Here is a 23,662-nt window from a genome sequence, read left to right as displayed (position 1 = left end):
CAGTCCCTGAGAATCGACGCGCGGACCGTTCAGTCGCTGGTTAATCTGACGACAGATCCGGTTCAGCCGACACGAGGGAGTGTGCGGTGACCCCCGAACAAACACAGAGCGACGACGCTCGCGCCGATAGCAGCGGGCGGTTCGTGCAGGCCACGGAGGTGGGCAGTCTGGAAGTATGGGCGCGTTCCGCGCCGATCCGACTCGCCGGTTACGAGGACGACCTCGCCGAGCCGCACATCCTCCAGAGCGTGGACTGATGGCCCGGCGCATGCGCTGAGAGCGAGGGAGGCCACCGGCCCCTCGGCCGCGGCCGCTGGCAGCAAGCGGACATCGCGGCCCTCGGCCGGCCTCCTCCCTCGCCTGATCGATCACCCTCTTGGCCCAGCTACCAACTGGTAGTTAAGTCGGCCGCCCCCACGATTCGGCACCGGACTGGTGTGCTGTGCGATGAACATGGCAGGATGCGTCGCGCGGCATCGTCCGCCTTAACCAACCGTGAGGGTGTTCGAGCCCGGCAGCAGCCGTGAGGGGGCGCAGATGGCAGCGGGTGCCGACAGGTCACCGGACGCGGCCGACAGCCCGCTGGCGGACCGGCTCACCTACCTGTTCACCACCATGCACCCGCCGGGCGCGCCGTACACCAACGCCCACGTCGCCGAGGAGATCAGCGGCGGCGAGGAGTACGGCGGGGTGAGCGTCACCGAGCAGTATCTGTCGATGCTGCGCAACGGCAAGCGCACCAATCCCAGCCCGGATGTGCTGCGGGCGCTCGCCAAGTTCTTCGCCGTGCCCGTCGGTTATCTGCTGGGCGACCTTTCGCCTTCGCAGGCCGAGCGGGTCGAGGAGGAGGTACGGTTCCTTGTCGCGATGCGCGACAAGCGGGTCCGCAGCATCGCGCTGCGCTCCGTGGGCCTCCCGCCGGAGGTCCAGGACAGTCTCACCACGATCATCTCCCAGTTCCGGCAGCAGATGAACCTTCCGCCCGAGCCTCCCGGTGCGAACGGGGCCGCGGGAGCGGACGGTTCGGGTGGTCCGGATGGTGAGGCGACGAATGGCCGCCGATGACCCGGAACTGTTCTCCTCCTGGCGGCAGACCGGATACGAGGGTGGTACAGGCATGCGAGTGGGCCGGATACGGCGGCAGTGCAAGCAGCTCATCAAGGAGCTCGGGCTGCCCGCCTCGACCGACCTGCCCGGTCTGTGCGACCTCGTCGCCCGCCGCGTCGGACGCCCCGTCCACCTGGTGCCGATGAGCCTGGGCGGGGTGGTCTCGGGGATGACCGCCTCCACCGACGAGGACTACTGGATCTTCTACGAGCTCAGGACGTCCCCCTGGCACCAAATCCACATCGTGCTGCATGAGATCGGCCATCTCCTGCTCGGACACGAGCAGGACCCGGCGGTCACCGAGGACGCGCTGCGGATGTGGACGCCGTCCGTCGATGTGACCACCGCGATGCGCCGGCTGGGGATGACCCCGGACTTCGCCCGCCACCACTGCTACGACAACCTCACCGAACGCGAGACCGAGGTGCTGGGCACGCTGCTGATGGAGCATGTGGTGCCGACCTCGCCGGACCACGGGCTGCCGCTCCAGGGCCGGGCGGCCGAACTCGCCGCCGCGCTCGGCCCGGCGCTGCGCCACGTCCGCACCGACCGCGCCGACCACGCCCACGGGGCCGACCGCACGGGCGGTGCCGATGGTGGCGTACGCGGTGAACCGGGCGGTGACACCGGTGTTTGACCTCGTCTATCTCTGCTTCGGCGCCGCCGCCTGGACGATGGCCGGCTACAAGGCCCGGGCCTGGTTCCGCGACCGCGCCAACGCCGATCTCGGCCTGGCCTGTGTGATGACCGCGGCCGTGGCGAATGTCTTCCTGCTCTCGGCGCCCAGCGTCTACCGCTGGTTCGACGGCCTGGTGGGCGTCGCCAATCTCGCCATGGTCTTCCTCTACTCCTCCGTCGTGGTGTTCGCCACCGGCGCCCTGGTGCTGCTGCTGCGCTGGACGGGGTCGGCGGCGCGGCCCGTCGTGGTGGTCGCCGCCGTGGCCGTGGCATGGACCGTGGCCATCATCGGCTTCGCGGTCGGCCGCCCGGACGCGGTCGAGCACCCCCGCGACTTCAGCACCGCCTACGCCGACGCCCCGGGAGTGGTCCTCTTCCTGGTGCTGTATCTGGCCATTTTCGGAGCCGGTCTGGCGGGGCTCGGCATCCTCTGCCCGCGCTACGCCGCCAGCCTGCGCGGCTCATGGCTGGCCCGGGGGCTGCGGGTGCTGGCCGCCGGATGCTGGCTGGGACTGGCGTACTGCGCCTGCAAGCTGATCGGTTTCGTCTTCTCCTGGGCGGGCCGTGAGCTGTACTGGCTCTCCAACGGGGTCGCCCCGCTGACCGCTTCGGTCGCGGCGCTCCTGGTGCTGGCCGGTTTCGCCATCCCGGCCGTGGGGCCCCGGGCGTCCGCGTGGCGCCGCTTCCGGCGGTTGCGGCCGCTGTGGCGGGAGGTCACCGCGCAGGCCCCCGAGGTGTCCATGGGGCACTCCCGCTGGAGCGGCTGGTGGCCGTTCGCGGACCTCGAGTGGCGGGCCAACCGTCAGATGGCGGAGATCCGCGACGTCCAGCGCGGCGTACGGCGCCATGTGGAGGCCGGCGCCCTGGAGATCGCGCATGTCAAGGCCGGCGCGGCGCGACTCGACGATTGGCAACTTGCTGCCGTAGTGGAAGCAGCGGCGCTCAGACGCGGTTTGCTGAATCAAGCAGCGGGACATGTGCCGGAGTCCGCGGCGGACAGCGTGGTGATGACGACAGGGGCCGAACTGGTGGAGGAGCACGAGCATCTGGCCCGCGTCGCCGACGTCTACCACCTGCCGCTCGTGGACGAGGTGCTCGCGGAACTGAGGGAGGGGACCGCCGCACAGCGGCGGTGAACGGGGGGATCACAGACGAGGTGGCCCTGGACGGGGGTCGGGGCCGCCCGTGGCACAGGCGGCGCCGGGGGGATTCAGCCCCGGCGCCGCCTCCCGGCCACCACCACGCGCATCTGTGCGCATCGCCCGGACGGGCCGAAACGCCCCACCCGTTCAGGCCCGGAGGACGCCACCGCCTAGAGTCGGGATCCATGCAGAACACCGCGCACGCCGCCGGAACGGACGGCCCGGAGCTCGTTGACCCCGCCCCGATGATCGAGGACCTCTACCCGGCCCTGGCCACGCTCCGCGAAGCCGGCCCGGTCCATCGGATCGCCGGCACCGACGGACGACCCGCCTGGCTGGTGACCCGTTACGAGGATGTGCGGCGGCTGCTCGCCGATCCGCGCCTGGCCCTGGACAAGCGCCACGCCGCCCCGGGCAACTACAGCGGCTTCTCCCTGCCGCCCGCCCTCGACGCCAATCTGCTCAACATGGACCCGCCGGACCACACCCGGGTGCGCCGGCTGGTGGTCAAGGCGTTCACCCCCGGCCGCGTGGAGCGGATGCGCGAACCGGTCCGGCGGATCGCCGACGAGCTGCTCGACACCATCGCGCCCGACGGCCGCGCGGACCTGCTCACCGCCTATGCCGGACAGCTGCCCATCATCGTCGTCTGCGATCTGCTCGGCGTCCCGCAGCGCGACCGGCGCGACTTCCGGGCCTGGAGCGACGCCCTGATCACCCCCGATCCGACGCGGCCGCGGGCGGCGAAGGAAGCGGTCGGCAGCATGCTCCGCTTCTACACCGAGCTGATCGCGAAGAAGCGCGCCGAGCCCGGGGACGATCTGCTCTCGGATCTGATCCGGGTCCGCGACGACGAGGCCGGGGACGGCGACGGCAGGCTCACCGAGGACGAACTGACCTCGCTGGCCTTCCTCATCCTCCTCGCGGGCTACGAGAACACCGTCCACCTCATCGCCAACTCGGTGCTCACCCTGCTCGACCACCCCGCGGTCCTCCAGGAGCTGCGCGCGGATCCGGGCGGTCTCGCGGCCGCCTTCGACGAACTGGCGCGGTACGAGGGCCCCGCATCGCTGGGGATCCGCCGCTTCCCGCTCGAGGAGATCGAGATCGGCGGTGTGACCATCCCCGCAGGGGAGACCGTGCTGCTCTCGCTGGCCTCGGCGCACCGCGACCCCGCCCAGTTCAAGGATCCGGACGAGTTCAATCCACATCTTGGCCGGTCCGGTCACCTTGCGCTCGGCCACGGCATCCACTACTGCCTCGGCGCACCCCTGGCCCGGATGGAGATGGAAATCGCTCTGGCCGCGCTGGTTCGGCGTTTTCCGGGGCTGCGGCTGGACGTCCCGAGGGAGCAGCTCCGGTGGCGGCCGTCGATCCGCGCGCGTGGCCTGATCTCGCTGCCTGTCGCATGGTGAACCGGGGAAGCGAACACGCTTTTGATGCATAACCCCCCGCCGATGCGGTAAAAAGGTCTTCGAGCCCGCCCGGTGTGCATCCCCCGTCGCACCGGGCGGGCCTCTGTGTGCGCCAGGCGATCCCATGTCCGAGCGGCCGGTCGGCATCCCGGGCCGTCGTCGACCACGGGCGCCCGTTCCGCACCCCGGGCCGGGCCCATCGGCCTCACCCGCCCCGGCCGTGGGCGGGCGCCACTGTTGAATTCCCTAGTGCTCACCCCTGAGATCACTAGAGAGTAAGCTCACAGCCTGAACCACTGCTCCGGCTTTAGCGGACCCCATTAGCCTCCTCCTATGACGGTCCTGCCCGACGGGCTTCCCCTAGCCGACGATTTCCCTGAAGTGACGCGAGACCAATGGCGCCACCTCGTCGAAGGCGTGCTGCGCAAAACCGGCACATCGGACGCCGTGGGCGCCGAGGCCGAAGAGGCCCTCGCGACCGCGCTCGAGGACGGCATCACCGTCCACCCCCTCTACACCGCCGAAGACGCCCCCCAGGACGCCGGATTCCCCGGCTTCGCGCCCTTCGTGCGCGGCGGCCGGGCCGAGGGCTCCGCCGTGTCCGGCTGGGACGTACGCCAGCGCCACGCCCACCCCGATCCGGCGCGCACCAACCAGGCGATCCTCGCCGACCTGGAGAACGGCGCCGGCTCGGTCTGGCTCGCGGCCGGCGCGGCGGGAGTGCCCGTGGACGCCCTCCCCGAGGCGCTCAAGGGGGTCTACCTCGACCTCGCCCCCGTCGCCCTCGACGCGGGCGCCGACTTCGAGGACGCCGCCCGCGCCCTGCTGCGGCTCTACGCCGGCCGCGAGGTGCCGCCCGGCGCCGCGCTCGGCAACCTCGGCGCGGACCCGCTGGGGCTCGCCGCCCGCACCGGACGCGACGACGGCCTGGCCGCTCAGCTGGCCGCCGCGGCCGACCTCGCCGGGATCTGCCACCGCGACCACCCCGGGGTGACCGCCTTCGCCGTGGACGCCCTGCCGTACCACGAGGCCGGCGCCGGGGCGGCCCAGGAGCTCGGCTGCTCCCTCGCCGCCGCGGTGGCGTATCTGCGCACCCTCACCGAGGCCGGGCTGAGCGTCGAAGCCGCCTGCGCCCAGCTGGAGTTCCGCTACGCGGCCACCGCCGACCAGTTCCTCACCATCGCCAAGCTCCGGGCCGCCCGCCGCCTGTGGGCGCGGGTGGCGCAGGCGTGCGGGGCGCCCTCCCAGGCGCGCGCCCAGCGTCAGCACGCGGTGACCTCCCCGGTGATGATGACCCGGCGCGACCCCTGGGTGAACATGCTGCGCACCACCGTGGCCACCCTCGCCGCGGGCGTCGGCGGCGCGGACGCGGTCACCGTGCTGCCCTTCGACAGCGCGATCGGCCTCCCCGACGACTTCGCCCGCCGCATCGCCCGCAACACCTCCACGATCCTGCTGGAGGAGTCGCATCTGGCCCGGGTGATCGACCCGGCCGGCGGCTCCTGGTACGTCGAGAAGCTCACCGACGACGTCGCCCGCGCCGCCTGGGCCTGGTTCCAGGAGATCGAGCGCGCCGGCGGAATGGCCGCGGCCCTCGCCTCCGGGCTGGTCCGCGACCGGCTCGCCGAGACCTGGGCGCGCCGCGGCCGCGACCTCGCCCGCCGCAAGGAGCCGATCACCGGCGTCAGCGAGTTCCCGAACCTCGCCGAGCGGCCCGTCGAGCGCGAGCCCGTCCCGGAGCCGCCCGGCGGCGGACTGCCGAGGGTGCGCCGCGACGAGGCGTACGAGGCGCTGCGCACCCGCGCCGACGCCCAGCTGGCGGCCGAGGGCAGCCGGCCCAGGATCTTCCTGGCCGCGCTGGGCCCCGCCGCCGCGCACACCGCCCGCGCCTCCTTCGCCGCCAACCTCTTCCAGGCGGGCGGGATCGAGGCGGTCCACGAACCCGCCACCGTGACCGCGGAGACGGTCGCCGAGGCGTTCGCCGCCAGCGGCGCCCGCGTCGCCTGCCTGTGCTCCAGCGACAAGCTGTACGAGCAGGAGGCGGCCGCCGTGGCCGAGCGGCTGAAGGCGGCCGGGGCGACCCGGGTCTACCTGGCCGGACGGCCGGGCACACAACAGGATGAGTACGAACGGGCCGGAGTGGACGGATACGTCTTCGCGGGCTGCGACGCGGTCGAGGTGCTCTCCTCGGCTCTGAACACCATGGGGGTGGCGTGATGGCCGGCGCTCCGGTGGAGCCGGGCAAGATCCCGGACTTCTCGGCGGTCGATCTGGACGGACCGGCCGAAGGCCCGGTGCCCAGCTCCGGCGACTGGGCCGCCGCGCTGCAGAACAGCGTGGGCAAGGGCGTGGAGGACCTGGTGTGGGACACCCCCGAGGGCATCGGGGTCAAACCGCTCTACACCGCCGAGGACCTCGAAGGCGTCGACTTCCTGGGCACCTACCCCGGCGCCGCGCCCTATCTGCGCGGCCCGTACCCGACGATGTACGTCAACCAGCCCTGGACCATCCGGCAGTACGCGGGCTTCTCCACCGCCGAGGAGTCCAACGCCTTCTACCGCCGCAACCTCGCGGCCGGCCAGAAGGGCCTGTCGGTCGCCTTCGACCTGCCCACCCACCGGGGCTACGACAGCGACCACCCCCGGGTCACCGGTGACGTCGGCATGGCGGGCGTGGCCATCGACTCCATCTACGACATGCGGCAGCTCTTCGACGGCATCCCGCTGGACAAGATGAGCGTGTCGATGACGATGAACGGCGCGGTGCTGCCCGTGCTCGCGCTCTACATCGTGGCCGCCGAGGAACAGGGCGTACCGCCCGAGAAACTGGCCGGGACCATTCAGAACGACATCCTCAAGGAGTTCATGGTCCGCAACACCTACATCTATCCGCCGCAGCCGTCGATGCGGATCATCTCCGACATCTTCTCCTTCACCTCGCAGCGGATGCCGCGCTACAACTCCATCTCCATCTCCGGCTACCACATCCAGGAGGCCGGAGCCACGGCCGACCTGGAGCTGGCGTACACCCTGGCCGACGGTGTGGAGTATCTGCGGGCCGGCCGGGACGCCGGGATGGACGTGGACGCCTTCGCGCCCCGGCTGTCGTTCTTCTGGGCGATCGGCATGAACTTCTTCATGGAGATCGCCAAGCTGCGCGCGGCGCGGCTGCTGTGGGCCAAGCTGGTCAAGCAGTTCGACCCGAAGAACCCCAAGTCGCTGTCGCTGCGCACCCATTCGCAGACCTCCGGCTGGTCGCTGACCGCCCAGGACGTCTACAACAACGTGGCCCGCACCTGCGTGGAGGCCATGGCCGCCACCCAGGGCCACACCCAGTCGCTGCACACCAACGCGCTGGACGAGGCGCTCGCGCTGCCCACCGACTTCTCCGCCCGGATCGCCCGCAACACCCAGATCCTGCTGCAGCAGGAGTCGGGCACCACCCGGGTCATCGACCCGTGGGGCGGCAGCGCGTACGTCGAGAAGCTGACGTACGACCTGGCGCGGCGGGCCTGGCAGCACATCGAGGAGGTCGAGGCGGCCGGCGGCATGGCCAAGGCCATCGACGCGGGCATCCCCAAGCTGCGTGTCGAGGAGGCCGCCGCCCGCACCCAGGCCCGGATCGACTCCGGCCGCCAGCCGGTCATCGGCGTCAACAAGTACCGCATCGACAGCGATGAGCAGCTCGAGGTGCTCAAGGTCGACAACTCCGCGGTGCGCACCCAGCAGATCGAGAAGCTGCGGCGGCTGCGCGCCGAGCGCGACGAGGCCGTCTGCCAGGACGCGCTGCGCGCCCTGACCGCCGCGGCCCGGTCCGGTCCGGGCGCGGGCCTGGAGGGCAATCTGCTGGCGCTCGCCGTGGACGCCGCCCGCGCCATGGCGACCGTCGGCGAGATCTCCGACGCGCTCGAGGCGGTCTATGGGCGCCACTCGGGGCAGATCCGTACGATCTCCGGTGTGTACCGAGAAGAGGCCGGAGCGTCCTCCGGCGTGAGCCGGACCCGCGCGCTGGTGGAGAAGTTCGAGAGCGCCGAGGGCCGCCGCCCCCGCATCCTGGTCGCCAAGATGGGGCAGGACGGGCATGACCGCGGCCAGAAGGTGATCGCCACCGCCTTCGCCGACCTGGGCTTCGACGTCGACGTCGGCCCGCTGTTCCAGACCCCGGAGGAGGTCGCGCGGCAGGCGGTGGAGGCCGATGTGCACATCGTCGGCGTGTCGTCGCTCGCGGCCGGCCACCTCACGCTGGTGCCCGCGCTGCGCGAGCAGCTGGCCGAGGCGGGGCGCGAGGACATCACCATCGTCGTCGGCGGGGTCATCCCGCCGCACGACGTCCAGACCCTGCACGACGCCGGCGCCGCCGCCGTCTTCCTGCCCGGCACGGTCATTCCGGACGCCGCCCATGACCTGGTGCGCAAGCTGGCCGCCGACCTCGGCCACGAGCTGTAGGGGGTGTCTTGTGGATCAGGCCGGATCAGGGAGCGGCGCCTGGTGCGTGCAGCCGCAAGGCGGAGGAGGAGAGCGCAGCGGCGCTGCGTGCGACGACGACAACGCGGCGGATGCGCGTGCCGGGCGCCGCGAGCCCGGCATGATCCGCGAGACACCCCCTAAGGCCATGCCGCGGACGATCGACATCGAGGAGTACGCCAAGGGCGTGCTCGACGGCAAGCGCGCGTACATCGCCCGTGCGATCACGCTCGTCGAGTCCACCCGGCCCGACCACCACGACCTCGCCCAGCGGCTGCTGGTCGAGCTGCTGCCGCACACCGGCGGGGCGCGGCGGATCGGCATCAGCGGGGTGCCCGGGGTGGGCAAGTCCACCTTCATCGACGCCCTGGGCACGATGCTCACCGGGACCGGCCACAAGGTCGCGGTGCTCGCCGTCGACCCGTCGTCGACCCGCACCGGCGGCTCCATCCTGGGTGACAAGACCCGGATGGAGCGGCTGGCGGTCGACCCCGACGCCTTCGTACGGCCCTCGCCCAGCGCCGGGACGCTGGGCGGGGTCGCCCGCGCCACCCGCGAGTCCATGGTCGTCATGGAGGCCGCGGGCTATGACGTGGTGCTGGTGGAGACCGTGGGCGTGGGCCAGTCCGAGACCGCGGTGGCCAATATGGTCGACTCCTTCCTGCTGCTCTCCCTGGCCCGCACCGGCGACCAGCTGCAGGGCATCAAGAAGGGCGTCCTGGAGCTGGCCGACGTGGTCACCATCAACAAGGCCGACGGCCCCCACGCGCGGGAGGCCAAGTCGGCGGCCCGTGAACTGGCGGGCGCGCTGCGGCTGCTGCAACCCGCGGACGCGCCCTGGAACCCGCCGGTGCTCACCTGCAGCGCCCGCGAGTCCACCGGGCTCGACGTGGTGTGGGAGCGCCTGGAGCAGCACCGCCGGGTGCTGGAGGCCACCGGCGCGCTCCGAACCAAGCGGCGTGACCAGCAGGTCGACTGGACCTGGTCGATGGTGCGCGACCAGCTGCTCGCCCGGCTGCACGCCCACCCCGAGGTGCGGCGGCTCGGGCCCGAGCTGGAACAGCGGGTCCGCGAGGGCACCCTGACGGCCACCCTGGCGGCCGACCGGCTGCTGGAGGCGTTCCGGGCCCCGGCCGACGGTGAATGAGGCGCCGCTGCCGGACGCGGCGCGGGTCGGGCCGTTCTTCACCCTGCGTACCGGGAGCGGCGACCCCCGCGAGGAGGGGTACGTACCGATCGGCGAGGCGTACCGGCTGACCGGCGAGGGCGCCGCCGGGCCGGTGCTGAGCGCCCGGGTCGAGGCGGTCGCCGCGAGCCTGCGCACCGATGAGCCGAGGGTCGCGGCCTCGCTCGCCTTCCAGGGCCTCGCCGCCCGGGTGTGGTCGCTCACGCTCGGCCCGGCGGCCCTCGCCGGCCGGGTGCCGCACCTCCGGCCCGACCGGCTGTGGTGGAACCCCGGGCGAGTCGCCCCCGACGACCTGTGGTGGCCCGGCGTGCCGCAGGTGATGGGCGAACCGGGAGGACTCGCCGGTCAGGTGGGCACCGCGGCGTTCGTCCATCTGATGCCGCTGCACCACGCCATCGGACGGGCCTACCGGGTCTCGGAGCGGCTGCTGTGGGGCAACGCCGCCTCGGCGCTGGCCGGTTCGCTGCGCGTGCTGCACGACTGGTGCCGGGCGCACGGCCACGCCGAGGCGGCGGACCGGGCCACCGAGCTGGCGCGCGCCCAGCTGGTCCACCCGCCGCTGCGCGAGGCCGGCACCCTGAGCACCGCGCCGCTCGGCTACCGGCGCCACACCTGCTGTCTCTACTACCGCGTGCCCGGCGGCGGGTTGTGCGGCGACTGCGTCCTGCGCGAGGCCCCGGGACGGGGGAGCGCCTAGCGGGAGCGCTCAGGGGGAGCGCTTATGGGACGCCGGGGTGACGCTGACGGCCTCCCGAGCGGCCGATACGGTGGGCGAATGCCGAAGAACGAGAACCTGTTCTCATCCTGGCGGGGCTGGCGCCGGCGCGTCACCTCCCGTCTGGTCCACCGCGGCTGGCGCGCCGTGCAGCGCGCCGGCGCGGTGACGGCCGAGCGCCCCGGCCCGTACCGGTTCGGCCGCATCGGCGTCGGCACCCGGCTGGCGTTCCCCCAGGGCACCCTCTTCGGCGAGCCGTGGATCGAGCTCGGTGAGCACTGCGTCATCGGCGAGCAGGTGACCCTCACCGCCGGGATGATGCCCGGTGTGGACCTCGGCCCCGATCCGGTGCTGCGCATCGGCAACGGCGTGGTGCTGGGCCGGGGCAGCCATGTGATCGCGTCGGTGCCCGTGGAATTCGGCGACGATGTCTTCTGCGGCCCGTACGTCTATGTGACCAGCGACAACCACTCCTACGACGATCCGGAGCAGCCCATCGGCCGCCAATGGCCGCGCTCCGCGCCCGTCCACATCGGCCCCGGCAGCTGGCTGGGCGCGGGCGCGGTGATCCTGCCCGGGGCGCGGCTGGGCCGCAATGTGGTGGTCGCGGCGGGCGCGGTCGTACGGGGCGAGGTGCCCGACCACGCCGTGGTGGCCGGGGCACCGGCCCGGATCATACGGCGGTGGGCCCCGGAGGAGGGCTGGCAGCCGCCGCTGCGCACCCCGGCGCCGGTGCCGATCCCGGAGGACATGACCGTCGAGCAACTGCTGGCGCTGGCGGAGCTGGAGCGCGAACAGGAGCGGGCGGGGGAGCAGGCGCGGCAGCGGGGGCAGGCGGGGGAGCGGGGGCTGGAGGAGGCGCGCGAAGTGGACCTGGAGCGGGAGCCGGGAGCCGGGGCGTCGTAGCAGGTCAGTAGAGTTTCGTGGACCGTTCCCCGACCCGTGAGGTGACCACCGTGAGCCCGCCGCCTCCCCCCGTGACCGTCATCGGCATCGGCGCCGACGGCTGGGACGGGCTCGGCCCCGCGGCCCGCGAGGCGTTGCGCACCGCCGAGGTGGTCATCGGCGGACGGCGCCATCTGGGCCTGCTGCCGCCGGAGTGCCACGGCGAGCGGGTGCCGTGGCCGTCCCCGCTGCGCCCCGCCGTCCCCGGGCTGTTCGCCGCGCACACCGGGCGGCGGGTCTGCGTGCTGGCCAGCGGCGACCCCATGTTCTTCGGCATCGGCCGCACCCTGGCCGAGCTGCTGGGCGCCGAGCGGCTGCGGGTGCTGCCCCATCCCTCGTCCGTCTCCCTGGCCTGTGCGCGGCTCGGCTGGGCGCTGGAGGAGACCGAGGTGATCAGCCTCGTCGGCCGCCCGCCGGCCACGCTGAACCGTGAGCTGTACGCCGGACGGCGGCTGCTCGTGCTCAGCGCGGGCGCCGAAACCCCCGCCCAGGTGGCCGCGTTGCTCGGGGACCGCGGCTTCGGCCCGAGCCGGATGCGGGTGCTGGAGCGGTTGGGGAGCGGGCGGGAACGCTGTGTGGAGGGCACGGCCGAGAAGTGGCCCCATCCGCCCGGCGACCCCCTGAACGTCATCGCCGTCGACTGCGCCCCGGCGGACGGCGCCCGGCCGCTGTCGCTCGCGCCGGGGCTGCCCGACGCGGCGTACGACCACGACGGACAGCTCACCAAGCGCCATGTGCGGGCCGCCACCCTCGCCGCGCTCGCGCCCGCCCCCGGAGAGCTGCTGTGGGACGTCGGCGGCGGCTCGGGCTCCATCGCCGTGGAGTGGATGCGCGCCCACCGCACCTGCCGGGCGGTCTCGGTCGAACGCGACCCGGTGCGCGCCGAGCGCATCGGCCGCAACGCCGCCGCGCTCGGTGTGCCCGGCCTGACCGTCGTCACCGGCGCCGCCCCGGACGCCCTGGCCGGACTGCCCGCCCCCGACGCGGTGTTCATCGGCGGCGGCCTGACCGCCCCCGGGGTGCTGGAGGCGTGCTGGGCGGCCCTGCGGCCGGGCGGCCGGATCGTCGCCAACACCGTGACCCTGGAGTCCGAGGCACTGCTCGCGGACCGGTACCGCCGCCACGGCGGCGACCTCGTCCGCCTCGCCGTCTCCCACGCCACCCCGGTCGGGGGCTTCACCGGCTGGCGGCAGGCGATGCCGGTCACCCAGTGGTCCGCGACCAAACCGCCCGACTCCCGAGGCGCTGGCGGGCATGCCGCCGATCCCGCGGGATCCGTCGAAGCCGCTCAAGGAGAGACACGATGACGGTGTACTTCATCGGCGCGGGCCCCGGCGCCGCCGATCTGATCACGGTGCGCGGCGCCCGGACCCTGGCCCGCTGCCAGGTGTGTCTGTACGCGGGCAGCCTGGTGCCGCGTGAACTGCTCGCCGAATGCCCGCCGGACGCCCGCCTCGTCGACACCGCCCGGCTCGACCTCGACCAGATCACCGCCGAGTTCGTCGCCGCCCATGAGGCGGGCCATGACGTGGCCCGCCTCCACTCCGGGGACCCGTCGGTCTTCAGCGCCGTCGCCGAGCAGATGCGCCGCCTCGACGCCGCCAGCGTTCCGTACGACGTCGTCCCGGGCGTCCCCGCCTTCGCCGCCGCGGCGGCCGCGCTGAAGCGCGAGCTGACGGTGCCGACCGTCGGCCAGACCGTCATCCTCACCCGCATCGCCCAGCAGGCCACCCCCATGCCGGAAGGGGAGGACCTCGCCACTCTCGGCCGTAGCGGCGCCCTCCTCGTGCTGCATCTCGCCGCCCGCTATGTGGACCGCGTCGTCGGCGAACTCCTCCCGCACTATGGCGCCGACTGCCCGGCGGCCGTGGTCGCCATGGCCAGCCGCCCCGACGAACTGGTGCTCCGCGGCACGCTGGACGACATCGCGGCCCAGGTGAAGGCGGCGGGCGTGGTGCGGACGGCGGTGATCATCGTGGGCCGCACCCTCGGCGCCGAGCAGTTCCGCGACAGCCACCTCTACTCCTCGGACCGCGAACGCCCCCACGAGCCCTGCCACCCACAAGGCCCAGCCGCCTGACGACACCGGCGCAGCGGCCCCGGTGGTGACGCATGGGCGTGGACACCGCACCGCATCGCGCCGGGCGCCGTGCGGCATCGCGCCGGACACCGCATCGCGCCGGGCGCCGCACCGCATCGCGCCGGGCGCCGTGCCGCATCGCGCCGCTGGCGAGCCGGGTCAGCGCTCCCGGGGGCCGCGGGGTTCGGCGCGGCCCACGATCGTGCCCGCGCGGTCGATGCAGATCACGTCCACCGCCACCGGTGCCCCGCGCAGCACCCCCAGCGCCGTGTCGCGGGCCGCCGCGGCGACCAGGTCGCCGAGGGGTACGCCACGGGCGGAGCACAACTGCACCGTCTCCAGGCCGGTGTTGGCCCTCGCCACCGCCTCCGCCAGCTGCTCGTCCGCCCCGCCCCGGCGGGCCAGGTCCGCGAGGAACCCCTTGTCCACCTGGGAGCGTGCGGAGTGCAGATCCAGATGCCCGGCGGCCAGCTTGGAGAGCTTGGCGAAGCCGCCGGCGACTGTCAGCCGGTCCACCGGATGGCGGCGCAGATACTTCAGCACCGCCCCCGCGAAGTCGCCCATGTCCAGCAGCGCGTCCTGCGGCAGCCCGTGCACGGCCACCGCCACCTTCTCGGACGTCGAGCCCGTACAGCCCACCACATGGCGGCGCCCCGCAGCGCGTGCGACATCCACGCCGCGCCGGATGCTGTCGATCCACGCCGAGCAGGAGTAGGGCACCACGATGCCCGTCGTGCCGAGGATGGACAGCCCGCCGAGGATGCCCAGACGCGGATTCCAGGTGGAGCGGGCGATCTCCTCGCCGTGGTCCACCGAGATCTCGATCTCGACGTCACCGGTGCCGCCGTGCCGGGCCGCGACCGCGGCGATGTGGTCGCGCATCATCTGGCGCGGCACGGGGTTGATGGCCGGTTCGCCCACCGGGAGCGGCAGCCCGGGCCGGGTGACCGTGCCGACGCCCGGACCGGCCCGGAAGACCACTCCGCCGCCGGGCGGCAGGGCCCGTACCGTGGCCCGGACCAGTGCGCCGTGGGTCACATCCGGGTCGTCGCCCGCGTCCTTGACGACCGCGGCCATGGCGTGGCCCGCCGACAGCTCCTCGGTCGCGAGCGCGAAGGCGGGCCGCTGCCCCTTGGGCAGTTCGATGCTCACCGGGTCGGGAAACTCCCCGCTCAGCAGCGCGGTGTACGCGGCCGTCGTCGCGGCTGTGGCACACGCCCCGGTGGTCCAGCCGTGCCGCAGCCCCGACCGCTCCAGCTGGGCGCTCCGCCCCCCGGCCGCCTTGGCCTCCGTCCCCGCCTCGGCCTCCGTCTCAGCCATGGGCAGGCCGCCGCGCATACGATGACGGGCGCACGGACGACGAAAGGCACCCGATGAACAGCGCACCGGCGCGGCGCCATGTGCTCATCCTCGGCGGCACCACCGAGGCGCGCCGCCTCGCCGGGGAGCTCGCCGACGACCCCGCCCTGCGCGTCACCAGCTCCCTCGCGGGCCGGGTCGCCGCGCCGCGGCTGCCCGTGGGGCAGGTGCGGATCGGCGGGTTCGGGGGCGCCGAGGGCATGGCCCGCTGGCTCCGCGAGCACCAGGTGGACGCGCTCATCGACGCCACCCATCCTTTCGCCGACACGATCAGTTCCCACGCGGCCCGGGCGGCCGCCGACGTCCATGTTCCCCTGCTCGCCCTGCGCCGTCCCGGCTGGGTACCCGGCCCGGGCGACCGCTGGCATACGGCCGGCTCACTGGCCGACGCGGCGCGGCTGGCCCCGGCCCTGGGGGAGCGGATCTTCCTCACGACGGGCCGCATGGGCCTGGCCACCTTCGCCCACCTCACCGAGCCATGGTTCCTGGTCCGCTCGGTCGACGCCCCCGAGCCGCCGGTCCCGCCCCGGATGGCGGTGATCCTCGACCGCGGCCCGTTCACCCTCGACGGCGAGGCGGAGCTGCTGCGCCGCCACCGCATCGAGGTGCTGGTCACCAAGGACAGCGGCGCCCACGCCACTGCCCCCAAACTCGCCGCGGCCCGCGCCGCCGGGATCCCGGTCGTCGTCATCCGCCGCCCGCCCGCCCCTCAGGGCGTCCCGGTGGCCGAGACCCCCGCCGAAGCCGCCGACTGGCTCCGTACGACCCTGGCCTGAGCCCGGAGGCTAGCCCTCCGGATACCGGCGTGGCGTCCAGACGACCTCGGTGCCGTCGCCGCGGCGGACCGTGCGGGTCTGGGAGGAGCCCACCAGCAGGATCGTGCGCATGTCGACATCGGCCGGGTCGAGGTCGGCCAGGCGGACGATCCGCACCCGTTCGCCGGGGCCGCCGATGTCGCGGCCCAGGACCACGGGTGTGTCGGGGGCGCGGTGCTCCAGCAGGAGTTCGCGGGCCTTGCCCACCTGCCAGACGCGGCTGCGGGAGCCGGGGTTGTAGAGGGCGAGCACCAGGTCGGCCGCGGCGGCGGCGCGCAGCCGTTCGGCGATGACCTCCCAGGGCTTGAGCCGGTCGGAGAGGGAGATCACCGCGTAGTCGTGGCCGAGCGGGGCGCCGGCCCGGGCGGCGGCGGCGTGGGCCGCCGTCATGCCGGGGACGATCCGTACCGGGACCTCGCGGTAGGGGTCCTCGGAGGCGGCCTCCAGGACGGCGGTGGCCATGGCGAACACGCCGGGGTCGCCGGAGGAGACCACGGCGACACGCCGGCCCCGCCGGGCGAGGTCGAGGGCGAATTCGGCGCGTACGGACTCGACCTTGTTGTCGGAGGCGTGGCGCCGCTGGCCCGGCCGTACCGGCACCCGGTCCAGATAGGTGCTGTAGCCCACCAGATCCTGTGCGGCGGCCAGTTCGGCCCGCGCCTCGGGGGTGAGCCACAGCGGACCGGCCGGACCCAGGCCGACGACCACGACCTCGCCCGGACCGGACTCCTCGCGCGGCGCGTCCACCCGGCTGGGCAGCACCGCCATCGAGAAGTACGGCACCGACTCCGGGTCGACCTCGGCCAGCCGGGCGGTTCGCTCCGCGTCCATCGTGGCGCGCTCCACATAGCGCGCGTCCGCGAGCCGCCCCGACCGCTCCAGCGCGCGCCGCACCGTCGGGAAGGTCCGGCCGAGCTTCATCACGGCCGCCGAGTCCGTCGTCGCCAGCCGGGCCGTCAACTCCTCCTCCGGCAGGGTGCCGGGGAGGACCGTCAGCACCTCCTCGCCCTCCACCAGCGGCACGCCGAGCCGGGCGGCCGCCGCGCTGACCGAGGTGACACCGGGGATGACCTCGGTGGGGTAGCGGTCGGCGAGCCGCTTGTGCATGTGCATATACGACCCGTAGAAGAGCGGATCGCCCTCCGCGAGCACCGCGACCGTGCGCCCCGCGTCCAGATGCGCGGCGAGCCTGGCGGCCGCGTCCGCGTAGAACTCGTCCATCGCGCCGCGATAACCGCCCGGATGGTCGGTGGTCTCCGTGGTGACCGGATAGACCAGCCGCTCCTCGATGTGGTCGGGCCGCAGATGCCGCTCGGCGATGGAGCGCGCGATGCTGCGCCCATGACGGGCGCTGTGGTACGCGATGACATCGGCCTCGGCGATGACCTCCACGGCGCGTACGGTCATCAGGGAGGGGTCGCCGGGGCCGAGCCCCACACCGTAGAGCCGGCCCGTCTGCTGCTCGCTCACTCTTCCTCGCTCGCTATCGCGTTGATCGCGGCCGCCGCGATGGCACTGCCGCCCCGCCGGCCGTGCACCACCAGGTGGTCGAGCGCCGCCGGATGCCCGGCCAGCGCCTCCTTGGACTCGGCGGCGCCGATGAAGCCCACCGGCACACCGATCACGGCGGCCGGGCGCGGCGCGCCCGGCCCTTCTTCTTCGATCATCTCCAGCAGCCGGAAGAGCGCCGTGGGGGCGTTGCCCACCGCCACCACCGCCCCGTCGAGCCGGTCCCGCCACAGCTCCAGCGCGGCGGCGCTGCGCGTGGTGCCCATGCGCCGCGCCAACTCCGGTACGGCGGGGTCCGTGAGGGTGCAGATGACCTCGTTGTCGGCGGGCAGCCGCTTGCGGGTGACCCCGCTGGCGACCATGCGCGCGTCGCAGAGCACCGGCGCGCCGGACCGCAGCGCGGCGCGGGCGCGGGAGACCACCTCGGGGGTGTACGCGAGGTCCTTGACCAGGTCGACCATGCCGCAGGCGTGGATCATCCGCACCGCCACCTGGCCGACGTCGGCGGGGAGCCCGCCGAGGTCGGCCTCGGCACGGATGGTGGCAAAGGACGCGCGGTAGATGGCCGCCCCGTCCTTCTCGTAGTCGAACACGGTGTCCTCGATCATGTCGTTCCACGGGCCGCCGCGACCGCGCCGGCCAACTGCTCTGCTGTCACATCCACGCTGTTCGAGCTGTCCGAGCTCTCCGCCTCCGGCGTGTCTCCCCTCGCGCCCCGCACGGTGACGCGGTAGTCCGTGTCGCCGGTCGCCAGCGCGTCCACCCAGCGGCCCCCGGGGTGACCGCAGCGCCGTTCACAGCCGGAGACGTACACCGGCAGCGGACCGGGCCCGGCCGGGCCGCCGCCGTACGGTGTGCCGCCGCCGTACGCCGGGCCGCTCACCGGCCGCGGCTTCGGACCGTCCGCGACCGCTCCCGCCGCGTTCGCGGCCACCCCGACCGTGTCCGCGGCTCCCCGGGCCGTGCCCGAGGTCCCGCGCGCCGGGTCCGTGGCCGCCCGTGCCGTACCCGAGCGCCGTAGCACCGGGTCCGCCACCATGCGGGCCGTGTCGGCCCGCACATCCGCCAGGGACTTGGCGCAGCCCGGCCGCCCCGTGCACGCGCCGACCCCGAGCCACGGTGAGTCCGGCGTGGTCACCAGTCCCGCGTCGGACAGTTCGGACAAGGCACCGCGCGTGTCGTCCGGGGCGAACCCGGGGAGCACCACGCCGCGCCAGGGTGTCATACGCAGCTCAGCGGCCCCGCTCCGGGAGGCGAGCCCGGCGAGCAGCCGCCACTGCGCGGCGCTCACCCGGCCCAGGGGGAGCGCGACGGAGAGCGCGTGACGCCCGTTCGGGCCGGGGACCGGCCCGGGGGCGGGTGGCGTGGCGCGGGGCGCCGGTTCATGCTCCACGGGTACGGCCTCGATGCCCGCGTCGGCGAGTCGCGCGGCCAATCCCTCGGTCATGACGGCGTGTCGCACGGGGAGTTCGCGTACCCGCCACGCCCGGGTGCCGCTCTCACGGGCCTTGGCCAGGAACTCCACCGCGGCCAGCGCCGCCGCACGCGGCGCGTCCTCGCCGCGTACCCGGAGACCACCCCCTGCCGTCGACCCGGCCGTACGAGACTCCCGCCGCGCTGCCGCGGCCGGGCGTGTCCCCGCCGCCGACGGCGACGGCGCACCGGGGCCCGGCGGCGGACCGCCGACCCGTAGCACCGCTCCACCGTCCGGCGTTGCGATCAATGTCACATCCGCGGCCAAGGTGGCCACATCGCCACGCCCATCGTCCAGCGCGAACAGGAACCTGCCCGACAAGCCCGACAATTCCCCGCCCCCCGCCGGTGTGTCGTCGCACAGCACGGCGTCCAACTCCCGCACCCACGCCACCACATCCGCATGCCCCTCGCCGTCCAGGCCGGACAGCGGCGACGCCACGATGTTGCGCACCCGGTCATGGCGGTCGGAGGGCAGCAGTCCGGCCGCCCGCAGCCGGGCCGCCAGCTCCGCGCCGCACCCCGCGGCCAAGCCGCGCACCTGCAGATTGCCCCGTGAGGTGATGTCCAGCCGCCCGTCGCCCAGCTCCTCGGCCACCCGCCCCAGCGCCAGCGCCTGACGGGCCGTCAGTAGCCCGCCCGGCACCCGGATCCGGGCGAGCGAACCGTCGTCCGCCGGGTGCAGCCGCAGCGCGCCCGGACAGGCGTCATCGCGCCCGCGCACGGGGGTTTCATCCCCGGATGGGGTGGTTGTCGGGGGGAGGGACATGGCGGCGAGCATACCGACGATCCGGTCCGGCCCACCGCCCCGGCCAGGCCGGAACTCACCGTCCCGTGGCAGGTCAGCAACGCTTACTATGCTCAGCGGTGGGTCGGTCCCGGCCCGCCGAACGCACAAGACGGCACTCACGGTAGGAAGCCGGTGGAAATCCGGCGCGGTCCCGCCACTGTGAGCGCGGCGGCTGCCCAACGGCAGCGGCGGCGCGAGCCAGGAACTGCCGCCGTCTTCAACCCGCCCGGGGCGCGGACCCCGAGGAAGGCATGCCGTCGCATGATTCTGCTGCTGTCGACGTCCGACACCGACCTGCTGAGCGCCCGTGCCGCCACGGGCCCGGTGCCGTACCGCCTCGCCAACCCGGCCCGCCTCGCTCTCGATGACCTCCCCGGCCTCCTCGACGGCGTCGAACTCGTCGTCGTACGGCTCCTCGGCGGCATCCGCGCCTGGCAGGAGGGGCTCGACACGCTGCTCGCGGGCGACCTGCCCGTGGTCGTCCTCACCGGTGAACAGGCGCCCGACGCCCAGCTCATGGAGGCGTCCACGGTTCCGGTCGGCATCGCCGCCGAGGCCCACGCCTACCTCGCCCACGGCGGGCCCGCCAACCTCGACCAGCTCGCCCGGTTCCTCTCCGACACCGTGCTGCTCACCGGCCATGGCTTCGAACCGCCCGCGCCCGCGCCCACCTGGGGTCCGCTGGAGCGCACCGACCGCGCCGCCGGCTCGGCCGACGTCACCGGCCCGACCATCGCGGTGCTCTACTACCGCGCCCACCACATGAGCGGCAACACCGCCTTCGTGGAGGCCCTGTGCCGGGCCGTGGAGGACGCCGGTGGCCGCCCGCTGCCGCTGTTCGTCGCCTCGCTGCGGGCCCCCGAGCCCGAGTTGATCGAGGCCCTCGGCGCGGCCGACGCGATCGTCACCACCGTCCTCGCGGCCGGCGGCACCCGCCCCGCCGAGGCGTCCGCGGGCGGCGACGACGAGGCGTGGGACGCGGGCGCGCTCGCCGCGCTCGACGTGCCCGTCCTGCAGGCGCTGTGCCTGACCTCGTCGCGCGCCGCGTGGGAGGAGAACGACGAGGGGCTCTCCCCGCTGGACGCCGCGACCCAGGTCGCCGTCCCCGAGTTCGACGGACGGCTGATCACCGTGCCGTTCTCGTTCAAGGAGGTCGACGAGGACGGCCTGCCGGTCTACGCCGCCGATGCCGAACGCGCCGCGCGGGTCGCCGGAATCGCGGTACGACACGCCCGGCTCCGCCATATCCCCGCCGCCGACAAGCGCCTGGCGCTCGTCCTCTCCGCCTACCCCACCAAGCACTCCCGGATCGGCAACGCCGTCGGCCTCGACACGCCCGCGAGCGCCGTCGCCCTGCTGCGCCGGCTGCGCGCCGATGGTTACGACCTGGGCCCCGAGGACGGGCCCGACGCGCTCCCGGGCCTGGTCTCCGGCGACGGCGACGACCTGATCCGCGCCCTCATCGAGGCGGGCGGCCACGACCAGGAGTGGCTCACCGAGGAGCAGCTCGCCCGCAACCCCGTGCGCGTCCCGGCCGCCGACTACCGCCGCTGGTACGCCACGCTGCCGCGGGAGCTGCGGGACGCGGTCGAGGAGCACTGGGGCCCGCCGCCCGGCCAGATGTTCGTCGACACCAGCCGCGACCCGGAGGGCGAGATCGTGCTGGCCGCGCTGCGCCGCGGCAACCTCCTGGTGGTCATCCAGCCCCCGCGCGGCTTCGGCGAGAACCCCATCGCCATCTACCACGACCCCGATCTGCCGCCCTCGCACCACTACCTGGCCGCCTACCGCTGGATGGCCACCCCCCGCGCCGACGGCGGCTTCGGCGCCGACGCCATGGTCCACCTGGGCAAACACGGCAACCTGGAGTGGCTGCCGGGCAAGAACGCCGGACTGTCCGCCGCCTGCGGCCCCGACGCCGCGCTCGGCGATCTGCCGCTCGTCTACCCCTTCCTGGTCAACGACCCGGGCGAGGGCACCCAGGCCAAGCGCCGCGTCCACGCCACCCTCGTCGACCACCTCGTCCCGCCGATGGCCCGCGCCGACTCCTACGGCGACATCGCGCGGCTGGAGCAGCTCCTCGACGAGTACGCCGCCATCTCCGCGATGGACCCGGCCAAGCTCCCCGCCATCCGCGCCCAGATCTGGACCCTCATCCAGGCCGCCCGGCTCGACCACGACCTGGGCCTGGAGGACCGGCCGGACGACGACGGCTTCGACGACTTCCTGCTGCACGTCGACGGCTGGCTGTGCGAGGTCAAGGACGCCCAGATCCGCGACGGACTGCATGTCCTGGGCACGGCCCCGGCCGGGCCCGCGCGCGTCAACCTGGTGCTGGCCATCCTCCGCGCCCGCCAGATCTGGGGCGGTACGTCCGCACTCCCCGGCCTGCGCGAGGCGCTCGGCCTCGACGAGTCGGCCGCCACCCGCACCGGCGCCGACGAGGCCGAGGAGCGGGCCCGCGGACTGGTCCAGGCGATGGAGGACGCCGAATGGGCCCCGGAGGCCGTCGAGAAGGCCGTCCTCACCCTGCCCGAGGAGCAGCGCCCCGCCGTCTCCGCGATTCTCGACTTCGCCGCCCGCGAGGTCGTCCCCCGGCTGGCGGCCACGACGGACGAGATCGACCACGCCGTCCACGCCCTCGCCGGCGGGTTCGTCCCCGCGGGGCCCTCCGGCTCGCCCTTGCGCGGACTGGTCAACGTCCTGCCGACCGGCCGCAACTTCTACTCCGTCGACCCCAAGGCCGTGCCCAGCAGGCTGGCCTGGGAGACCGGCCAGGCTCTCGCCGATTCGCTCCTGGAGCGCTACCGCGCCGACAACGACGGCCAGTGGCCGAAGTCCGTCGGCCTCTCGCTGTGGGGCACGAGCGCGATGCGCACCTCCGGCGACGATGTGGCCGAGGCGCTGGCGCTGCTGGGTGTCCGGCCGGTGTGGGACGACGCCTCGCGCCGGGTGACGGGCCTGGAACCCGTGCCGCTCGACCAGCTGGGCCGCCCGCGCGTCGACGTCACCCTGCGCATCAGCGGCTTCTTCCGGGACGCCTTCCCCCACGTCGTCGGGCTGCTGGACGACGCCGTCCGGCTCGCCGCCTCCCTGGAGGAGAGCGACGAGGACAACTACATCCGGGCGCACACCCGAGCCGACCTCGCCGCACACGGTGACGAGCGCCGCGCCACCACCCGGATCTTCGGCTCCCGCCCCGGCACCTACGGCGCCGGGCTGCTCCAGCTCATCGACAGCCGCGACTGGCGCACCGACGCCGACCTCGCCGAGGTCTACACGGTCTGGGGCGGCTACGCCTACGGGCGCGGTCTGGAGGGGCGGCCGGCGCGGGCCGAGATGGAGAGCGCCTACCGCCGGATCGCGGTCGCGGCCAAGAACACCGACACCCGCGAGCACGACATCGCCGACTCCGACGACTACTTCCAGTACCACGGCGGCATGGTGGCCACCGTGCGCGCGCTCAAGGGCACCGCACCCGCCGCGTACATCGGCGACTCCACCCGCCCCGAGACGGTCCGCACCCGCACCCTCCACGAGGAGACCTCACGGGTCTTCCGCGCCCGGGTGGTCAACCCGCGCTGGATCGAGGCGATGCGCCGCCACGGCTACAAGGGCGCCTTCGAGCTCGCCGCGACGGTCGACTACCTCTTCGGCTACGACGCGACCACGGGCGTGGTCGCCGACTGGATGTACGACAAGCTCGCCCAGACCTATCTGCTCGACCCGGAGAACCGCGCCTTCCTGGAGGAGGCCAACCCCTGGGCGCTGCACGGCATGGCCGAGCGGCTGCTGGAGGCCGAGAGCCGCGGGCTGTGGGACGAGCCCGACCCGGAGGTGCTGGAGCGGGTGCGGGAGCTGTATCTGGAGACGGAGGGCGGCCTGGAGGGCGGGGACGAGTAGGCACGTCCGCGGGGGCGAGTGGGCGTGTCCCGCGTGTCCGCGCCCCCGCACGACGAGATGAGCCAGCCGGTGTACGACCGGT

Annotated in this window: 18 protein-coding genes and 1 riboswitch; of the genes, 14 read left to right on the top strand and 4 right to left on the bottom strand. The window is 73.9% G+C overall.

Going from position 1 to position 23,662, the window contains the following annotated elements; all coding sequences use genetic code 11:
• The first annotated feature begins 86 nt into the window (after positions 1-86).
• The 12 genes from J8403_RS05030 (at position 87) to cobM (ending at position 13,731) form a co-directional block, all read left to right on the top strand.
• Entirely contained in the window at positions 87-257 is a 171-nt protein-coding gene (locus J8403_RS05030) for a hypothetical protein (RefSeq protein ID WP_211122063.1), read from the top strand.
• Positions 258-537: 280 nt separating this feature from the next.
• The gene (locus J8403_RS05025) at positions 538-1,065 is read left to right on the top strand and encodes a helix-turn-helix domain-containing protein (protein ID WP_211122062.1); all 528 of its coding nucleotides are present in this window, start codon (positions 538-540) and stop codon (positions 1,063-1,065) included.
• A complete protein-coding gene (locus J8403_RS05020; RefSeq protein ID WP_137970342.1) occupies positions 1,052-1,744 on the top strand; it encodes an ImmA/IrrE family metallo-endopeptidase in 693 nt (230 codons plus the stop codon). The genes J8403_RS05025 and J8403_RS05020 overlap by 14 nt, the downstream gene beginning before the upstream one ends.
• Positions 1,737-2,921, top strand: coding sequence for an MAB_1171c family putative transporter (locus J8403_RS05015; RefSeq protein WP_246586302.1), 1,185 nt, complete (start codon positions 1,737-1,739; stop codon positions 2,919-2,921). The genes J8403_RS05020 and J8403_RS05015 overlap by 8 nt, the downstream gene beginning before the upstream one ends.
• A 191-nt stretch (positions 2,922-3,112) precedes the next feature.
• The gene (locus J8403_RS05010) at positions 3,113-4,342 is read left to right on the top strand and encodes a cytochrome P450 family protein (protein ID WP_211122060.1); all 1,230 of its coding nucleotides are present in this window, start codon (positions 3,113-3,115) and stop codon (positions 4,340-4,342) included.
• 333 nt (positions 4,343-4,675) lie between these two features.
• Positions 4,676-6,559 (top strand): methylmalonyl-CoA mutase small subunit, encoded by a 1,884-nt coding sequence (gene mutA, locus J8403_RS05005; RefSeq protein WP_211122059.1) that lies wholly within the window; start codon positions 4,676-4,678, stop codon positions 6,557-6,559.
• The gene (gene scpA / locus J8403_RS05000) at positions 6,559-8,787 is read left to right on the top strand and encodes a methylmalonyl-CoA mutase (protein ID WP_211122058.1); all 2,229 of its coding nucleotides are present in this window, start codon (positions 6,559-6,561) and stop codon (positions 8,785-8,787) included. Before mutA ends, scpA begins: the two co-directional genes overlap by 1 nt.
• Before the next feature lie 166 nt (positions 8,788-8,953).
• Positions 8,954-9,952: a methylmalonyl Co-A mutase-associated GTPase MeaB gene (meaB, locus tag J8403_RS04995; protein WP_211122057.1), complete on the top strand. Its 999-nt coding sequence runs from the start codon at positions 8,954-8,956 to the stop codon at positions 9,950-9,952.
• On the top strand, positions 9,945-10,688 hold the full coding sequence (locus tag J8403_RS04990) for a (2Fe-2S)-binding protein (protein ID WP_211122056.1): 744 nt from the start codon (positions 9,945-9,947) through the stop codon (positions 10,686-10,688). The genes meaB and J8403_RS04990 overlap by 8 nt, the downstream gene beginning before the upstream one ends.
• Before the next feature lie 78 nt (positions 10,689-10,766).
• Positions 10,767-11,612, top strand: a complete 846-nt coding sequence (locus J8403_RS04985) for an acyltransferase (RefSeq protein WP_211122055.1) — start codon at positions 10,767-10,769, stop codon at positions 11,610-11,612.
• A gap of 50 nt (positions 11,613-11,662) precedes the next feature.
• Positions 11,663-12,958 carry a precorrin-6y C5,15-methyltransferase (decarboxylating) subunit CbiE gene (gene cbiE, locus J8403_RS04980; RefSeq protein WP_246585694.1) on the top strand — a complete coding sequence of 432 codons (1,296 nt, stop codon included), beginning with the start codon at positions 11,663-11,665 and terminating at the stop codon, positions 12,956-12,958.
• Positions 12,955-13,731, top strand: coding sequence for a precorrin-4 C(11)-methyltransferase (gene cobM, locus J8403_RS04975; protein WP_211122053.1), 777 nt, complete (start codon positions 12,955-12,957; stop codon positions 13,729-13,731). The genes cbiE and cobM overlap by 4 nt, the downstream gene beginning before the upstream one ends.
• 159 nt (positions 13,732-13,890) lie before the next feature.
• Here the strand turns inward: cobM and J8403_RS04970 are convergent, their stop codons facing one another.
• Positions 13,891-15,051 carry a cobalt-precorrin-5B (C(1))-methyltransferase gene (locus J8403_RS04970; RefSeq protein WP_211122052.1) on the bottom strand — a complete coding sequence of 387 codons (1,161 nt, stop codon included), beginning with the start codon at positions 15,049-15,051 and terminating at the stop codon, positions 13,891-13,893.
• 53 nt (positions 15,052-15,104) lie between these two features.
• Here J8403_RS04970 and J8403_RS04965 point away from each other — a divergent pair, with 53 nt between their 5' ends.
• Complete coding sequence (locus tag J8403_RS04965) at positions 15,105-15,866, top strand: cobalt-precorrin-6A reductase (RefSeq protein ID WP_211122051.1); 762 nt, start codon at positions 15,105-15,107, stop codon at positions 15,864-15,866.
• A gap of 9 nt (positions 15,867-15,875) precedes the next feature.
• On the opposite strand, the gene J8403_RS04960 is transcribed toward J8403_RS04965, so the two are convergent.
• Genes J8403_RS04960 through J8403_RS04950 form a run of 3 tightly spaced genes read right to left on the bottom strand, consistent with a single transcriptional unit; the run spans position 15,876 to position 19,668 of the window.
• Positions 15,876-17,375 (bottom strand): precorrin-2 C(20)-methyltransferase, encoded by a 1,500-nt coding sequence (locus tag J8403_RS04960; RefSeq protein ID WP_211122050.1) that lies wholly within the window; start codon positions 17,373-17,375, stop codon positions 15,876-15,878.
• Positions 17,372-18,022 (bottom strand): precorrin-8X methylmutase, encoded by a 651-nt coding sequence (locus tag J8403_RS04955; RefSeq protein WP_211122049.1) that lies wholly within the window; start codon positions 18,020-18,022, stop codon positions 17,372-17,374. Before J8403_RS04955 ends, J8403_RS04960 begins: the two co-directional genes overlap by 4 nt.
• Positions 18,019-19,668 (bottom strand): nitrite reductase, encoded by a 1,650-nt coding sequence (locus J8403_RS04950; RefSeq protein ID WP_211122048.1) that lies wholly within the window; start codon positions 19,666-19,668, stop codon positions 18,019-18,021. The genes J8403_RS04955 and J8403_RS04950 overlap by 4 nt, the downstream gene beginning before the upstream one ends.
• Positions 19,669-19,799: 131 nt before the next feature.
• Positions 19,800-19,885: riboswitch (cobalamin riboswitch) on the top strand.
• A 53-nt stretch (positions 19,886-19,938) separates the two neighbouring features.
• Between J8403_RS04950 and cobN the strand changes: the two genes are divergently transcribed.
• Entirely contained in the window at positions 19,939-23,580 is a 3,642-nt protein-coding gene (gene cobN / locus J8403_RS04945; RefSeq protein ID WP_211122047.1) for a cobaltochelatase subunit CobN, read from the top strand.
• The last annotated feature ends 82 nt before the right edge of the window (positions 23,581-23,662 follow it).

The organism is Streptomyces yatensis (assembly GCF_018069625.1).
GTDB classification, from domain to species: Bacteria; Actinomycetota; Actinomycetes; order Streptomycetales; family Streptomycetaceae; genus Streptomyces; species Streptomyces yatensis.
This window is presented reverse-complemented; position numbering and strand designations above follow the sequence as displayed.

Excerpts from the sequence above, each read along its gene's own strand:
- cobM (WP_211122053.1), top strand. The coding sequence starts at position 12,955 with ATGACGGTGTACTTCATCGGCGCGGGCCCCGGCGCCGCCGATCTGATC.
- J8403_RS04985 (WP_211122055.1), top strand. The coding sequence starts at position 10,767 with ATGCCGAAGAACGAGAACCTGTTCTCATCCTGGCGGGGCTGGCGCCGG.
- cobN (WP_211122047.1), top strand. The coding sequence starts at position 19,939 with ATGATTCTGCTGCTGTCGACGTCCGACACCGACCTGCTGAGCGCCCGT.
- J8403_RS05020 (WP_137970342.1), top strand. The coding sequence starts at position 1,052 with ATGGCCGCCGATGACCCGGAACTGTTCTCCTCCTGGCGGCAGACCGGA.
- J8403_RS04965 (WP_211122051.1), top strand. The coding sequence starts at position 15,105 with ATGAACAGCGCACCGGCGCGGCGCCATGTGCTCATCCTCGGCGGCACC.
- J8403_RS05010 (WP_211122060.1), top strand. The coding sequence starts at position 3,113 with ATGCAGAACACCGCGCACGCCGCCGGAACGGACGGCCCGGAGCTCGTT.
- J8403_RS04955 (WP_211122049.1), bottom strand. The coding sequence starts at position 18,022 with ATGATCGAGGACACCGTGTTCGACTACGAGAAGGACGGGGCGGCCATC.
- mutA (WP_211122059.1), top strand. The coding sequence starts at position 4,676 with ATGACGGTCCTGCCCGACGGGCTTCCCCTAGCCGACGATTTCCCTGAA.
- J8403_RS04970 (WP_211122052.1), bottom strand. The coding sequence starts at position 15,051 with ATGGCTGAGACGGAGGCCGAGGCGGGGACGGAGGCCAAGGCGGCCGGG.
- scpA (WP_211122058.1), top strand. The coding sequence starts at position 6,559 with ATGGCCGGCGCTCCGGTGGAGCCGGGCAAGATCCCGGACTTCTCGGCG.
- J8403_RS04950 (WP_211122048.1), bottom strand. The coding sequence starts at position 19,668 with ATGCTCGCCGCCATGTCCCTCCCCCCGACAACCACCCCATCCGGGGAT.
- meaB (WP_211122057.1), top strand. The coding sequence starts at position 8,954 with ATGCCGCGGACGATCGACATCGAGGAGTACGCCAAGGGCGTGCTCGAC.
- J8403_RS05025 (WP_211122062.1), top strand. The coding sequence starts at position 538 with ATGGCAGCGGGTGCCGACAGGTCACCGGACGCGGCCGACAGCCCGCTG.